Source organism: Chryseobacterium sp. JAH, from assembly GCF_001507335.1.
GTDB lineage: Bacteria > Bacteroidota > Bacteroidia > Flavobacteriales > Weeksellaceae > Chryseobacterium.
Genome location: NZ_LMAH01000006.1, coordinates 239,188 through 254,312, shown reverse-complemented (window position 1 = coordinate 254,312; position 15,125 = coordinate 239,188). Strand labels below are relative to the sequence as shown.

At 35.8% G+C, this 15,125-nt stretch carries 16 protein-coding genes; 10 read left to right on the top strand and 6 right to left on the bottom strand.

The window, feature by feature from the left end; translation table 11 throughout:
• Positions 1 to 3 precede the first annotated feature (3 nt).
• The 4 genes from AR685_RS13790 (at position 4) to AR685_RS13775 (ending at position 3,250) form a co-directional block, all read left to right on the top strand.
• Complete coding sequence (locus tag AR685_RS13790) at positions 4 to 549, top strand: YceI family protein (protein ID WP_047444855.1); 546 nt, start codon at positions 4 to 6, stop codon at positions 547 to 549.
• Entirely contained in the window at positions 546 to 1,073 is a 528-nt protein-coding gene (locus AR685_RS13785) for an ankyrin repeat domain-containing protein (protein ID WP_052187927.1), read from the top strand. The genes AR685_RS13790 and AR685_RS13785 overlap by 4 nt, the downstream gene beginning before the upstream one ends.
• Positions 1,074 to 1,076: 3 nt before the next feature.
• Positions 1,077 to 1,835: a T9SS type A sorting domain-containing protein gene (locus AR685_RS13780; RefSeq protein ID WP_059124919.1), complete on the top strand. Its 759-nt coding sequence runs from the start codon at positions 1,077 to 1,079 to the stop codon at positions 1,833 to 1,835.
• Between the two features lie 137 nt (positions 1,836 to 1,972).
• Positions 1,973 to 3,250: an ectonucleotide pyrophosphatase/phosphodiesterase gene (locus AR685_RS13775; RefSeq protein WP_059124918.1), complete on the top strand. Its 1,278-nt coding sequence runs from the start codon at positions 1,973 to 1,975 to the stop codon at positions 3,248 to 3,250.
• Between the two features lie 106 nt (positions 3,251 to 3,356).
• On the opposite strand, the gene AR685_RS13770 is transcribed toward AR685_RS13775, so the two are convergent.
• The gene (locus AR685_RS13770; protein ID WP_047444849.1) at positions 3,357 to 4,241 is read right to left on the bottom strand and encodes an NAD(P)H-binding protein; all 885 of its coding nucleotides are present in this window, start codon (positions 4,239 to 4,241) and stop codon (positions 3,357 to 3,359) included.
• A 97-nt stretch (positions 4,242 to 4,338) separates the two neighbouring features.
• Here AR685_RS13770 and AR685_RS13765 point away from each other — a divergent pair, with 97 nt between their 5' ends.
• Positions 4,339 to 4,701, top strand: a complete 363-nt coding sequence (locus AR685_RS13765) for a winged helix-turn-helix transcriptional regulator (RefSeq protein ID WP_059124917.1) — start codon at positions 4,339 to 4,341, stop codon at positions 4,699 to 4,701.
• 159 nt (positions 4,702 to 4,860) lie between these two features.
• Here AR685_RS13765 and AR685_RS13760 read toward each other — a convergent pair whose 3' ends face one another.
• A complete protein-coding gene (locus tag AR685_RS13760; RefSeq protein ID WP_047444845.1) occupies positions 4,861 to 5,916 on the bottom strand; it encodes an NAD(P)-dependent alcohol dehydrogenase in 1,056 nt (351 codons plus the stop codon).
• 301 nt (positions 5,917 to 6,217) lie between these two features.
• Between AR685_RS13760 and AR685_RS13755 the strand changes: the two genes are divergently transcribed.
• Positions 6,218 to 7,546, top strand: coding sequence for a carboxylesterase family protein (locus tag AR685_RS13755; RefSeq protein ID WP_059124916.1), 1,329 nt, complete (start codon positions 6,218 to 6,220; stop codon positions 7,544 to 7,546).
• 12 nt (positions 7,547 to 7,558) lie between these two features.
• On the opposite strand, the gene AR685_RS13750 is transcribed toward AR685_RS13755, so the two are convergent.
• The 4 genes from AR685_RS13750 to lpxK form a co-directional block, all read right to left on the bottom strand.
• Entirely contained in the window at positions 7,559 to 9,031 is a 1,473-nt protein-coding gene (locus tag AR685_RS13750) for an alpha-amylase (RefSeq protein ID WP_059124915.1), read from the bottom strand.
• A 43-nt stretch (positions 9,032 to 9,074) separates the two neighbouring features.
• Entirely contained in the window at positions 9,075 to 10,169 is a 1,095-nt protein-coding gene (gene dinB, locus AR685_RS13745) for a DNA polymerase IV (protein ID WP_047444839.1), read from the bottom strand.
• A gap of 83 nt (positions 10,170 to 10,252) precedes the next feature.
• Entirely contained in the window at positions 10,253 to 10,768 is a 516-nt protein-coding gene (locus tag AR685_RS13740; protein WP_047444836.1) for a TlpA family protein disulfide reductase, read from the bottom strand.
• Positions 10,769 to 10,896: 128 nt separating this feature from the next.
• A complete protein-coding gene (gene lpxK, locus AR685_RS13735; protein ID WP_047444834.1) occupies positions 10,897 to 11,922 on the bottom strand; it encodes a tetraacyldisaccharide 4'-kinase in 1,026 nt (341 codons plus the stop codon).
• Positions 11,923 to 12,364: 442 nt separating this feature from the next.
• On the opposite strand from lpxK, the gene truA reads away from it, so the two are divergent.
• The 4 genes from truA (at position 12,365) to AR685_RS13715 (ending at position 15,038) form a co-directional block, all read left to right on the top strand.
• Positions 12,365 to 13,099: a tRNA pseudouridine(38-40) synthase TruA gene (gene truA, locus AR685_RS13730; RefSeq protein ID WP_047444832.1), complete on the top strand. Its 735-nt coding sequence runs from the start codon at positions 12,365 to 12,367 to the stop codon at positions 13,097 to 13,099.
• Between the two features lie 23 nt (positions 13,100 to 13,122).
• Positions 13,123 to 13,455 (top strand): hypothetical protein, encoded by a 333-nt coding sequence (locus AR685_RS13725; protein ID WP_047444830.1) that lies wholly within the window; start codon positions 13,123 to 13,125, stop codon positions 13,453 to 13,455.
• A 15-nt stretch (positions 13,456 to 13,470) separates the two neighbouring features.
• Positions 13,471 to 14,058, top strand: coding sequence for a Crp/Fnr family transcriptional regulator (locus AR685_RS13720; RefSeq protein WP_047444828.1), 588 nt, complete (start codon positions 13,471 to 13,473; stop codon positions 14,056 to 14,058).
• Between the two features lie 209 nt (positions 14,059 to 14,267).
• Positions 14,268 to 15,038: an alpha/beta hydrolase gene (locus AR685_RS13715; protein ID WP_047444826.1), complete on the top strand. Its 771-nt coding sequence runs from the start codon at positions 14,268 to 14,270 to the stop codon at positions 15,036 to 15,038.
• The last annotated feature ends 87 nt before the right edge of the window (positions 15,039 to 15,125 follow it).

Sequence of the window (15,125 nt, the reverse complement as noted above, 5' to 3'; positions counted from 1 at the left end):
AAAATGAAAAAATTAACAATAATAATGTTTTCAATATTGTTTGGAAACATGGCGTTAGCTCAAAAGTACAGTTCCAAAACAGGAAAAGTAACATTTGAAGCTTCTGTTCCTTTATTTGAAGATGTATTTGCACAGGACAACAACAATACGGTGATTCTCAATTCTGATACTGGCGAAATTGCTTCGGTTTCAGCGGTGAAGAATTTTCATTTTAAGGTTAAACTGATGGAAGAACACTTTAATGAAAGCTATGCCGAAACTGCAAAATATCCTAAGACGACATTCAAGGGAAAAATTCAGGGTTTCGATAAAACGAAACTCAGTGCTAATCCGCAAAAGTATACCATTCAGGGAACATTGAATTTTCATGGTGTAGATAAGGCAGTATCTTCTATTGCAACCATTTCCATGAAAGACGGGAAAATCTATATGGAGGGAGGTTTTGTAGCAAGACCGGCAGATTTTCGGGTCACCATTCCGAAAATGGTCATGAAGAAAGTGGCTGAAAATGTAAATGTAGAATACAATTATACCCTTGTAAAACAATGAGAAAGATAATTTTAATGACGATATGTGTACTTGGTTTTTCTTTACTATCAGCCCAGGGAAAAGCAAAATCTGTTTTTGATATTGCAAGAAGCGGAACTGTCGCTGAAATGAAAGAAGCGATGAAAAAAAATCCCAATGTCATCAATGAGACCAATGAAAGAGGTTTTTCAACTCTGATTTTAGCTTGTTACCGCGGAAATAAAGAAGTCGCTGAGTTTCTCATTGATCATGTGAAAGATGTGAATTATAAAAGTAATGAAGGAACTGCCTTGGCAGGTCTTTCTATACAATATAATAAAGATCTCGTAGAACATTTACTCAAGAAAAATGCCGATCCAAATATTGCAGATGCTACAGGAACAACACCATTATTGTGGGCGGTAAAATCAGGAAACAAAGAATTAGTGGAAATATTATTGAAATATAAAGCTGATAAAACCCAAAAAGATTCGATGGGAATGACTCCTTTTGAATATGCATTAAAAACAGACAATAAAGAAATCATCAACCTCTTAAAAAATTAAAATATGAAAAAATTATTACTTATTTCAAGCTTAGCTCTGGCAACAACGGTCAGCGCACAGTTTAGTACAGGTACAGTAATTCTTGGGTCAACCGGAATGACTGTAAAGATTGATACAACACCAACTTTAGCTACGATTACACTTACAGGAAGTGATAACGCATACTTAGGAATAGGTTTTGGAAATGTGGGCGAAGGTATGGTAAGCGGAAAAGATGGATTCGTTTATAACTCTACGCCCAGCAGAGATTATACATTTGTAGGAGTGGGATCTTCTCCTACTCCAGATGCTGCACAAGATTGGACTGAGACTTCAAATGTAATAGCTTCCGGTATAAGAACAGTGGTAGCAACAAGATCACTGGCTGGTGGAGCTGGTGATACTGCGATTACAAATAGCGCAGGGACAATTAATATTTTCTTTGCTAAAGGACCGGGCCCTGCTCTTTCAAGTGGATATCATGGAGGAACAAACAGAGGGTATGTAACTTTAACAAAAACCGCATCATTAGCAACGCAAGATCTATTGGCAGAAAGTAAGAATGTAGTTATTTACCCGAATCCTGCAAAAGAAACGGTAAGTTTTAAAAATGCTGATAAAATAAAATCTATTGACATCTACGAATCTACAGGAAGAAAAGTAAGATCGGTAAAATTAGAAGGTGACAACATTAATGTTGCTGATCTGAAATCCGGAAGTTATTATTTTGAAATGACTTTACATGATGGAAGTTTATCTTTTGAAAAATTAATTAAAGAATAATTGAAAGCCACTGAAAGTGGCTTTTTTTAGTTTTAATATCATGATAAAAGTATTTCATTAAAGAGATCTTAATGTTTTTTTAACTTCTAAAACTTTCATTAATATGCTATAGAAGCTAAATTTGCCAAAAATTTCAGATGAAGTTGAAAATTCAATTTTTATTCTTGTTCATTTCAATAATCGGTTTTGCACAAACACCAATCATTGATACTGCTCAGATTATTAGTCCCAATCGATTTAACAGCGAAGAGGCCAAGTTAAAACCTTACGTCATCATGATTTCTGCAGACGGTTTCCGATATGATTACGCTAAGAAATACAATGCCCAAAATCTTTTAAAATATTCTGGTGAAGGTGTTCAGGCAAAAGCCATGACTCCAAGTTATCCGAGTATTACTTTTCCCAATCATTGGAGTCTCATGACCGGATTATATCCTTCTCATCATGGCTTGGTGGATAATTTCTTTTACGATTATAAAACCAAGAAAAGCTATGCCATGAGTAAAAAGGAAAATGCAGAAGATGGTAGTTGGTATGGTGGCATTCCTCTATGGACATTGGCCGAAAAACAAGGTTTAATAACTGCTTCGTTACAATGGGTAGGTTCTGCAAGTGATGCCGGAGGAAAAAGACCGACATATTATTATCCGTATCATGAGAAATTTAAACCTTCAGACAAAGTAGATAAAGTCATTAACTGGCTCAAGCTTCCTGAAGATAAAAGACCACATTTTATTTCGATGTATTTTCCTGAAGTGGATGGAGCGGGACATCATTTTGGTCCTGAATCCAAGGAAACTGAAGCGGCAGTTCAGTTGATTGATGAAGCGGTTGGAAATCTGGTTCAGAAAGTAAATGATTTAGGTTTGAAAAATGTCAGCATTATTTTTGTTTCTGATCATGGAATGATTCAGGTTGACGGTGGAAATCCTCTGGAGATTCCTGAAATATTATTCAATAAAGACCGGTTTGATTTTTATAACTCTCAGACTTTGGTAAGGGTATATGTTAAAAACCCTGATGAGGTTAAATCTGTATATAAACAGTTGAAAGCAACTAAAACTGATGATTATGAAGTGTATTTGGATAAAAAGCTTCCGAAATATTTGCACTTTTCGACGAGAGATGACCGCTATCATAGGATAGGGCAAATTCTTTTGATCCCAAGAGCTCCGAAAGTTTTTTTGGAGAAAAATCAAAAAACTTCGGTTGGAAAACATGGTTATGATCCGAACTTAGTTCCTGAAATGAAAGCAACATTTTACGCATGGGGGCCGGGATTTGAAAATAACCTGATCATAGACGAGTTTGAAAACGTAAATGTTTATCCGATTGTTGCCCAAATTTTAAATTTGAAATTGGAAAATAGAATTGACGGAAAACTAAAAGTATTAAAACAAACATTAAAAAAATAATGAAAAGTCCCAACGCGACGACCTAAAATTAGTGTAGGATAAAATCGTATTAGAGCATAGGAATAGATTCGGCGGGCCAGAGGCCCGCCGAATCTATTTTCAAACATTATGAATTAAAGTGATGAGCAAACTCCTTAGCAAACTCCTCTAATTTTGTCTCACCATCAATTGGTGAACCATATTTGATGAAATCTTCTTGTACAACACCGTTTCTGATGCCACGTCCCATTTCTTCATAGAGTTTGGCCATTTCTTCAGGAAGCCCTGCTTGAGAAATTCCTTCAAAAGTCTGCTCATCAGTAAATTCTATCCAAGGCAAAGCAGGCTTTCCGATTGCGGAGCCAAATACTTTTGCAAAATCTCCCGCTTCACGATTATCGCTTACCGCATAGCGGATTTTTTGATCAGATGAGGTTTTTACCAATTCTTGAGCAGCTGCTTTTGCAATATCTTTTGGATGAACCAAAGGAACTTTAACCTCCGCAGAATAATTAGCTCCAATAATTCCTGCATTTTTAATCACGGGAATATCATTGAAAAAATTAATATAAAAATAGCCCGCTCTCAGAAAAGTAGAAGATACATTTTCGAGATCACCATATATTTTTTCGATGTGATGAAGACTGGCAATCGGTCCGTTTTCTGTTGGTGAATCTGCACCTACACTGCTCAGCATCACCAAACGTTTGACTCCGGTTTTCGCAACAGCTTCTGCATATTTTTTGCCGACATTCACTGTCTTTTCTATGATATCTGTTGCATCGATCATGGGTGGAGTCATGAGGAAAACCGAATCAACACCTTTAAAAGTTTCTTTTAAAAATTCGATATCTGTAACGGAACCGATTGCTGCTTTTGCACCCAAAGATTCAATTTCTGATTTTTTGTTCTCGTTACTGCTGATAACGGTAATGTCATGGCCTTCAGCAATCAATTGTTGAGCTAATGGTTTTGCAACGTTCCCTAGGGAACCTGTGATAATGATTTTCATAAGTGAATATTTTATAATTTTATGTTGTTATTTCTGAGAACAAAGTTATATTTGTACTTACTTTTATACAAGTACTTACCCTAAAGTATGTATCGCTATGACCGCAATCAAAGAAAATTCTACTATTCAGGAAAACAGAAAACATTTGCTGGATCAATGTCCGGTAATGTATGTGATGGAAAAAATAGCAGGCTTCTGGAAGCCAATTATTTTATTTCAGCTTTCAAATGGTGAGAAAAGGTACAGCGAACTGAAAAGAGCAATCCCGACTGTTACAGAAAAAATGTTGATCCAACACCTAAAACAATTAGAAAGTGACGGACTCATCATCAGAACTGCGAAACCTGTAGTTCCACCACATGTTACCTATAAATTAAGTGATGCCGGAAACAGACTTGCTCCCGTGATCGATGCAATGGCAGATTGGGCGTATCAGGATATGGAGCAGAAATATCAGTAGTTTTTAATATGAAGTGAAATCTTAATAACAGTCAAACATCTAGAAATAAAAACGGTGCGACTTCGTTTTTACTAATTTAAACGCATATTCACACAAATTTATCTCCAAAAAAAATACCCTTCAAAATGAAGAGTATTTTGGATATTATTTAAATAAAATCTAAGACAAAGATTTCATATCAATCACAAAACGATATCTCACATCGCTTTTCAGCATTCTTTCATACGCCTCGTTGATTTCCTGCATTTTGATTATTTCGATTTCAGAGACAATATTGTGTTCTCCGCAGAAATCAAGCATTTCTTGTGTTTCAGCGATTCCTCCGATCACCGACCCTGCAACAGATCGACGTCCCATAATCATAGGAGGAGTGAAAAGAGCTTCTTCCATTTTGCCAATGAAGCCCACTAATACTAAAGTCCCACTGATATTTAATGTAGCAACATAGGGATTTACATCATGATCATAAGGAACAGTATCGATAATCACATCAAACTTTCCGGTGACCGATTTCATTTGCTCTTCATCTGTAGAAATCACTACGTGATCTGCACCCAATTTTTTTGCGTCTTCAGTTTTTCCCGGAGTTCTTGAGAATAAAGTGACTTCAGCACCCAGGCCTTTTGCAAGTTTAATCGCCATGTGTCCCAAACCTCCCAAACCTACAACGGCAACTTTAGAGTTTTCACCGACGTTCCAGTGTCTTAAAGGCGACCATGTGGTGATTCCTGCGCAGAGAAGGGGTGCCACTGCAGCTAAATCTAAGTTTTCAGGAATTTTCAAAACATGATCTGCATCTACAACCACTTTTTCGGAGTAACCACCGAAAGTATGGCCTCCCAAATGAGAATCTTTCCCATTATAAGTTCCTACAAAGCCAGTTTGGCAGTACTGTTCAAGATCTTGTTTACAACTTTCACAAGTTCCGCAAGAATCTACAATACATCCTACTCCGGCAAGATCGCCTACTTTGAATTTTGAAACTTCGCTTCCTACTTTCGTAATTCTTCCCACAATTTCGTGTCCGGGAACTGCTGGATATTTTGTTCCGCCCCAATCATTTCTTGCGGTGTGAAGATCTGAATGGCAAACTCCACAGTAGAGAATTTCTATTTCCACATCGTTAGGTGTTGCTTCTCTTCTTTCGATCGTCATTTCTTTTAAATCGGCTTCTTTAGATTCCGTACCGTAAGCTTTTACTGAGTATGTGTCCATCTTTTAATTTTAAATTATTCTGTTCTATGCAAAAATCGTGACTTTTTAAGAAATATCGCTTATACAGATTACAGAAAGATATACCCGTTTTACAGATGTTTTCTTTTTTTTTTGTCTGAATAAAGTAAAAAGAGAATGTCACTCGTCTTTCCAATACAATGAAAAATAAGTTGAATCCTTTGTTTTTTAGGGGAAACAGTATTAATTTTATTTGAATTTCAATACGCTGAGGGAAAAAGTGCAAGCTGGGCCTTTTCTGAAAGATAAAGATTAATTTAAACTAACATATATTTTTTGAAACATGAAATTTCAGGAAAATACTGGTACCTATTTCTTCAAGACTTCTTTCGGGAAAGTTTTAGGCATCAAAGAAAACGGAATCATCAAAGCGAAAAGCATCCGTTATGCCTATTCTGAAAGATTTAAAAAACCGATTCCGGTACAGCCTTTCGCTGATGAAATTATATTCCCAGAGAAAACACCGGTCTGCCCTCAGAATATTAGTCAACTTTTAGAAAAAATAATTGGCAAAACCAATCTCGATGATTTCGAAGTTGAGGAATCTGTGCAATATCTTTCTATTTACCGACCTGAAAAATTTAGTGAAAATGAAAAGATTCCGGTTATCGTTTGGATTCATGGTGGTTCCTATGAAATCGGCTGTGGAGATCTATCGACCGCCGATCCTTCAGATTGGGTGAAAGAGCAGAATGTCATCATCGCTACCGTTTCATACCGACTGGGAATTTTTGGTTTTTTGGGAGGCACAGAGAAAAGACCAGCCAACTTAGGTTTGTTTGATATTATCGAAGCTTTGAAATGGGTTAAAAATTATATTTCAGATTTTGGTGGTGATGCTGAAAATATTGCATTATTCGGGCAGTCGTCTGGCGGAGATGCAATTGCTCATCTGATGGTTTCTGAAGGTGTTGAAAATTTATTTAAAAGAGTAATTATTCATAGTGCGCCATTGGGATTGCGGCAGAACCGTCAGAAAATGTCTGCAGAGTTCTTGAAAAATACTATGGATTTCACCGCTGAAACTGACCTTTTTAAAATTATTGAAACCGCTAAAAAAAAACCTCCAGCATTTTTAAAATATGGTTTAAAAGCAGCGATGCCTTTCGGTACTCAATATGGTTTCCCACCATTATGCAGTGAAAATGAAGTAGAAGAGAAGTGGAAGGGGAACGCAGAAAATATTGATGTGTTGATTGGAATCAACGATGAGGAGACTGCTCTTTACCTCCGTACCTCCGAGATGATGAATAAGTATCTACCAAAACGCTTAGTTGATAGAGTTATTCGATCTACGACAGAAATTATTTATGGAAAACCTGCGAGAGATTTTGCAGAAAACTATGCAGCAGCTGGTGGTAATATTTATCTGTTCAGAATTCATCCAAGAATTATCGGTAATCATTTTATGGGAGCTCATGCGATTGATCTGCCTTTCATTTTCGGAAATGAATCGGCTTGGAAAAACGCAGGAATTTTAAATAATATTCCGTGGAAATATATCGATGAAAATGGAAGAAAACTGCGTTCACTTTGGACTGAATTTGCCTATAAGGGAAAGATTTCCGATCAATCTGAAAGACCGGAAATCTTGGAACTCCGAAAAGTTTAGCTTTATAAAAAATTATTCAGCTATCCAGACACTCACATTTCCTGCAGGAACAGGGAAATCTGCCCAGCCGTCTTCCCGTATTTCTATCTTTTCTTCAGATCGTCCTAAAAGGTCGTAGAAGGTTTTGCCTATATATTTTTCACCCATTTCCATAGGTTTTTGGTAAGCGTCTTTATTGCTTAATACAACAGCACAACCAGAATGCTCTTCATCACCTTCACGGGTCCAGCCTAAACAGTTAGCGTCTTCAAAATAGTCTTTTTGCACACCATAAGCGTTTTCTTTTCTTGCTTTTAAAAGTTGTTCGATACCGTCTACTTTGTCTAAGAATATTTCCTGCTCATTGCCCTCCCTGTCTTTGTCTTTGTAAGTGGCTCCATACAAATCTGGATAAAAAACACATGGATATCCATTTTCCCTCAATAAAATTAAAGCATAGGCGAGTGGCTTGAACCAGGTCTCAACGGGAGCTTCTAAATCCTGTAAAGGCTGCGTGTCATGATTATCTACGATACTTACAGAATGCATTGGATCTACTGCAGTGAGTGTTTCATCAAAAATTCTACGCAAATCGTAAGAACCACCTTCATTGGATGCCGTATGAAAATTATTATGAAGCGAACTGTCAAATAAGCTCATGCAGCCTTCAGTCGCTTCAATATATTTTTGGAGTAAATTCAGTTGTCCTGGAGCCCAGTATTCACCAACAGCAAATATATTTTTACCAGAATTGGAGCGGAGCATAGTCAGCCATTCTTTATAAAAATCAAATGAAATATGCTTTAAAGCATCCAGTCTTACGCCGTCAAAATCGGTTTCGTCAAAATACCATTTTGCCCAGTTATTGAGCTCTTCGCGTACGTGAGGATTGCGGTGTTCAACGTCATTAAACATGAGGTAATCATAATTTCCTTTTTCGTCGTCAATCATTTCTTCCCAGTCATTTCCGTATTCAGACTGAATTTTATAGATGTGAGACTCCTTTCCTTCAGCATAATCTACCCCGCTGAAGCAGGTGAAATTCCATTCAAAATCTGAATATTTTGTTCCTCTTCCAGGAAAAGTAAATTTAGTATACGACTGAATATCTGAAAATTCTGAAATGATTTTTTCACGGTTGTTTTCGTCAACTTTTGCCGCTTTAAAGGTTTCGAGCTCATCACCTCCCGCTTTATGGCCTAAAACAATGTCAACAATAACCTGAATTTTTTCTTTTTTCAGAGCTTTTATTGAATTGATGTAATCTTCTTTGGTTCCGTATTTGGTGGGAGTGCTGTTTTTCTGATCAAACTCTCCTAGATCGTAAAGGTCATAAGCATCGTAGCCTACGGAGAAACCGCCGTTTGTGCCTTTGTAAGCGGGTGGAAACCAAACTGATGTGATTCCTAATTCTGATAAGTATTTTGCCTCTTTTTCGGCTTGTTTCCACAGTACACCGTCCCCGTCACTGTACCAGTGGAAAAATTGAATCATTGTCTGGTTCATAGTTTATTGTATTTGGTAGTATCAATTTAATGAAAATTATTGGCTAATCTTCGAACTCTTCAAACTGAATTTTAAGCTGAACAGAAATCTGCTTTTTTTCTTCTGTATTGAGATGAGATAACGAGAGACCCAATAATCGTACCGCTTTATCATAAGGACGGAGTTCCCAAAGCTTTTTTGATGTCGTAAAATACTGCTCTGGAGAATTGAAGTATTCTTCTTTGGTAATACTTCTGGTGAATAATGAAAAATCTTTATACTTAATTTTCAACGTTAGCGAGCGTCCCATGATATTGTTTTTCTGAAGACGCTGGTGAAGTTCTTCGCTCAGGCTGGTCAGTTTTTCATCAATTTGCTGCTCATCTGAAAGATCTTCCAGAAAAGTTCTTTCCACAGCAACGCTTTTCTGAATACGGTGAGGTTTCACTTCGGAATGATGAATTCCCCGAACTACATTGTAATAATATCCACCCGATTTCCCGAATAATCGCGTAAGGTCTTCCAGTGTTCTTTTCTTTAAATCTTTTCCTTTAAAAATTCCGAATGTAAACATTTTGTTGGCAGTCACTTTACCGACTCCGTAGAATTTTTCCACAGGAAGTTCTTCTAAAAATGATTCCATTTTATCGGGATGAATGGTTTTCTGTCCGTTGGGTTTGTTGATGTCTGAAGCTACTTTGGCCAAGAATTTATTGATTGCAATTCCCGCTGATGCTGTCAATCCTGTTTGCTCAAATATTTTCTGACGAATCTCTTTGGCAATCTGATTGGCAGATTTTATTCCTTTTTTGTTTTCGGTAACATCGAGATACGCTTCATCTAAAGAAAGTGGTTCTACAAGATCAGTGTACTCATAAAATATTTCCCTGATTTTTTTTGAAATTTCTTTGTAACGCGCAAACCTGGGTGGTACAAAAATAAGATGCGGACACTTTTCTTTAGCAGTTTTACTAGGCATTGCAGAGCGAACTCCGAATTTTCTCGCTTCATAACTTGCTGCCGAAACTACACCACGATGCCCGCCGCCTACAGCAATTGCTTTCCCTTTTAATTCAGGATTGTCATGCTGCTCCACGGAAGCATAAAATGCATCCATATCAACATGAATTATTTTACGGAGCGGAAACGGAGAATCCATATCACAAAGATATGGATTCTGTTATTCCTGTTTAAGGTTTAAGTTGATGACTGGCTTTTTTTAGTCTAAATCTTATCTTCAGTTTAGTTCAAAAGCTTGTCAATAGTAGCTTGGATCTCAGGATCATCAGGAGTGATTGCGTAGTATTTTGCGATTTTAGATTTTTGATCGATCACTATATATCTAGGAATCCAGTTGAGTTCAATGTAATTATTGAAATCGTTTTTCCAGCCTGTTGAAAACCAGTAGTTTTCTTTTTCTTTCATTTCAAATTTCTCAAGACTTCTGTCAAAACCTTCTTTTGAACGGTCGAGCGAAAAGAAAACAAAATCTACATTTGGATTATTTTTTTCGAGTTCAATAGCTTTTGGAAAGGCTTTTAGGCAATCTCTGCACCAACCTGCCCAGAAATCGATCACCACAACTTTCCCTTTGTGCTGGTTCAGGATTTCCTGAACAGTGATATCTTTTCCCTCTTCATTTTGTAATTTTTGATTCAGAGCTTCTTTAGAAAACTCAGTTTTCGAAACATCAGGTGTTTTTTGCGAACATCCTAAAGTGAAAATACTTAACATCAAAAATGTCAAAAGCTGTTTCATATGCAAATTTTTTACAAATCTAAACAATGCAACGTAATTTTACTTTGGAATCGTACGAATAAATAAAATTTTAGAGATTGAAAGTTTCTATTTCAATAAAAAATCCGCAGCATTTGCTGCGGATTTTTTTATTTTTTATTGGTATAATCTAAAATCATCTGATTGAATTTTTCTTTTTCATCAATAATCACATTAATAGGCCAGTAATAGACCAAATCACGGAGATAATCGAACGTTTTGAGACGAACGTAATCTTTTTCTGTAGTTAAAATCAGTTTGTATTCGCCTAGTTTTTTGTATTCTGCGATAATATTTTTAATATCATCATCTGAAAAATTATGATGATCTCTGAATTTCAGATGCTTTACCTTCTGAGAAAATTTAGCCAGATGATTAAGAAGAGGTTTCGGGTTGGCAATTCCTGTGATCAAAAGAATGTCATAATAATTCAGATTATTATCAGGAAGCATCTTATCTCTAGCATACACATTTTCATCATATCCAATCGATGAAAAAAACACTTTTTGTTTGTATGAGGGTTTGATTCTCGAGATGTAATACTGTTTCGTTTCTTCTGTCAGTTCATCAGGACATTTGCTGACCATAATGATATCAGCGCGATGCGATCCGGCTCTCGATTCACGCAAATCTCCGGCTGGGAGAAGGTAGTCTTTAAAATAGGGATCGTTAAAATCGGTCATCAAAATATTAAATCCGGCTTTGATGGCTCGGTGTTGCATTGCATCATCTAAAATCAAGACATCAAGATCCATGTCATCAATGACTTTTCTTGCTCCGGGAACACGTTCTTCTGAAACGGCAATTACAAAACGATTCTTAAAACGTTCGAATAACTGCATTGCTTCGTCACCAACGGTTTTGTAATTGCTGTCGTAGTTTGTAACATCATAACCTTTTGTCAGTCTTCCGTAACCTCTCGATAGAACACCGGTTCTGTAGTATTTTGAAAGGAAAGTAGCCAGATACATCACCATGGGAGACTTTCCGCTTCCACCCACAGAAAGATTCCCAACATTAATAATCGGGGTTTTAAATTTCGTAGATTTAAAAATTCCCAGATCATACATACTGTTTCGGATGCCCGTAACCATATGATAACCCAAGGAAAAAGGATAGAGATACCATCTTTTCATACGTTGGCAAAATTAAGAATTTTATAGACGATTTTATAGTATATATCTATGATTTATCAACATTAATTTTAGAAAATCAATTCTTTATTGTTGTTGAATGATTTTACTAATATTCGTTCTCTTATTTTTTTTTGTCTCTTTTAAAAAGATTTAGAAAAATGTGCCATTAAGGAGTTTTGATTAATTTGCATTCAGAAATTTCAATTATTTGATAATGGGAAAGACTTAGCTGCGATGAACTAATCATCTTTCTGTACAAGTTTTAGAAATTTTACAAATTATCTAAAAAAGTTTAATTTGAGTTTTCAGTCTTGATTTTTTGGTACTTTTGCATCAAAACAAAAATACAAAGTAAGCAAAAGCACTAAAGGTAATTTGTAGGAAAACTTTTGATAGCTGAGGTTTATTTTAACAAAATCTACAATCTAACATCTATTTTACTTTGAGGTATTTTATAGAATTTTCATACAACGGTAAAAATTATTTTGGTTATCAGATACAGCCGAAAGATATTTCTGTGCAACAGGAACTTGAAAAAGCACTTTCTACCATTTTAAGAGAGGATATTAAAACGACAGGTGCTGGAAGAACCGACACAGGAGTTCATGCTAAAAAAATGTTTGCCCATTTTGAAACCGAGCAGACTCTCAGTGATCAGCTTTGTCATAAAATGAACAGTTTTTTACCTGCTGATATATCGATTAAAAGAATTTTCCCTGTCAAAAATGACTTTCATGCGAGATTTGATGCAAGTTTCAGAACGTATGAGTATTATATTTCTTTAGAGAAAAATCCCTTTACACAAGATTCGGCGTGGCAGCTCTGGAGGAGAAATATAAATGTTGATAAAATGAACGAAGCTTGCAAAATTCTTTTTGAATATGAAGATTTTACAAGTTTTGCGAAACTGCACACTGACAACAAAACCAATCTCTGCAAAATGTACAGAGCGGAGTGGGAGCAGAATGGAAGCGAATTGAAATTTACTGTTTCAGCCAACCGCTTTTTGCGAAATATGGTGAGAGCAATTGTAGGAACAATGGTTGACGTTGGTTCGGGTAAAATAGAACCTGATGATGTAAGAAAGGTTATAGAAAATAAAAACAGAAACTCAGCAGGAACCTCTGCACCAGCCCACGGTCTTTTTCTAGTGGATGTAGGATATGATTTTTCATAAAACTAATTTAAAAACTAATAATTATGATGTCAATTTTTATTTTAATCGGAGCATATAGATATTATGCCGGTTTAGCAGAAAGATTTGGAAAAACAAAATGGCCGTTTGGTCTTTTGGCAATTGCAATTTATTTTGGATTCCAGATTACCTTTTTGATTTGTTACGGAATCTATGAAGCATTTACCGATACTTTGAGTGATAACAATTATACAGGTTTTTCAATAATCAACATCATCAGTTGGCTTTTCGCAATTGCCGGCGTTTATGTAGTTTACCATATTCTTGAGAAAAAGTTTAAGAAAGAAAGCCTTAGAAAACCTTCTTTGGAAATAGAAGAAATTGGAATTAAGGAATAAAAAAACGGATAAACCATGACTGAAATTGAAAAATTAGCGTTTGCTCTGAACCAGTTTGCAGGTCTTACAGAAGAAGATTTTAAATTGTCTTTAGATTTATGGGAACCCAAAATGTATAAAAAAGGAGACTATTATAATCTTCGGGCAACGGTTTGTACATATTTCGGGTTTATTGTTGACGGAGTCTTCCGTTCTTATGCAATTGATGAAAAAACAGGGGAAGAGAAGAATGTTTTTCTGTATTCCGCCAATGGATTTGTGGTTTCTTTCAAAAGTTTTATCAATCAGATTCCTTGTGATTACCATACTCAGGCTTTGACTGATTCAACTATTATCTATATTCGTTACACAGATCTTATCTCGCTTTATCAGCTGTCTCATCAGTGGGAAAAATTCGGAAGACTTTTGGCCCAGGAAGCTTTTAATGTGACCATGAGCAGAATTGAAGGCTTCATTTTAAAATCTCCCGAAGAGCGGTATTTAGATCTGATAAAACAGCATCCCGATATTTTTAATAATGTTCCTTTGTATCATATTTCTTCTTATTTGGGAATTCAGGGACCATCTTTAAGCAGAATCAGAAAAAGAATTTCCGGGAAATAAACTGAACTTTTTTAATATCTCACTGATTTAGCAGATGTAATACTTTGCCAAAATCTTTGTGATCTATGCTACTTTTACACCTTCGCACACTTTGCGTTAAAAATAATATTCAAATAAAATTTAAACTACTGTTACGATTTTAACCAAGGTTAAAATTATTCTCAGTTTATCTGCGCAACTTTGTCTCATAATTTAAAACAATATTTATTATGAAAACAAAAACTATCGTATTGATTCACGGATTATTTGTAAACAATACAAGCTGGAAAAATTGGAAAACTTATTTTGAAGCACAAGGTTACACGGTACATACTCCGGCAAATCCCGGACATGATGGAAATCCAATTGATTTAAAGAAAAATATTCCTTCAGAACTGAAAAATGTTGGTTTTGATGACACGGTAGAAAATTTGGTAACATTCATCAATACGCTTCCTGAGAAACCAATTGTAATCGGTCATTCATTCGGCGGATTGATGGTTCAGAAACTTATTGATATGGGAAAAGCGGTTGCGGGTGTGAGTATCGATGGTGCACCACCAAAAAATGTAATGGCTCCTTTTTCTACTGTGAAAATTGTTTGGCCTGTAGTGAATTTCTTCAGAGGAAACTCAGCATATTTAGGATCAAAAGAATGGTATCACAAAGCTTTTTTTAATAATTATTCTAAAGCTGAAAGTGATACGTTGTACGAAACCGTTGCCACTCCCGAAAGCAGAAAATTGGCAAGAGATCCGCTTTTCAAATCTTCAGCAAAATTAGATTTAAATAAACCTCATGAACCGTTATTGTTTATCGCAGGCTCAAACGACCATATTTTCCCTGCAGAATTTTCAAGAAAAATAGCCAATGCGTACAAAGATGAAAAAAGTATTGTAGACTTTAAAGAATTTGAAGGAAGAAGTCATTTTATTGCCGGTGAAAAAGGTTGGGAAGAAGTTGCGGGATATGTTTTAAACTGGTTAGAAAAACTACAATAATTTATTCTGTAAATAACAGGGATCAGAAACTTTCTATGACTATTTGATGGAGTTGTAAAGGCTGTAAAATTTTAAAGTCTTATTTTT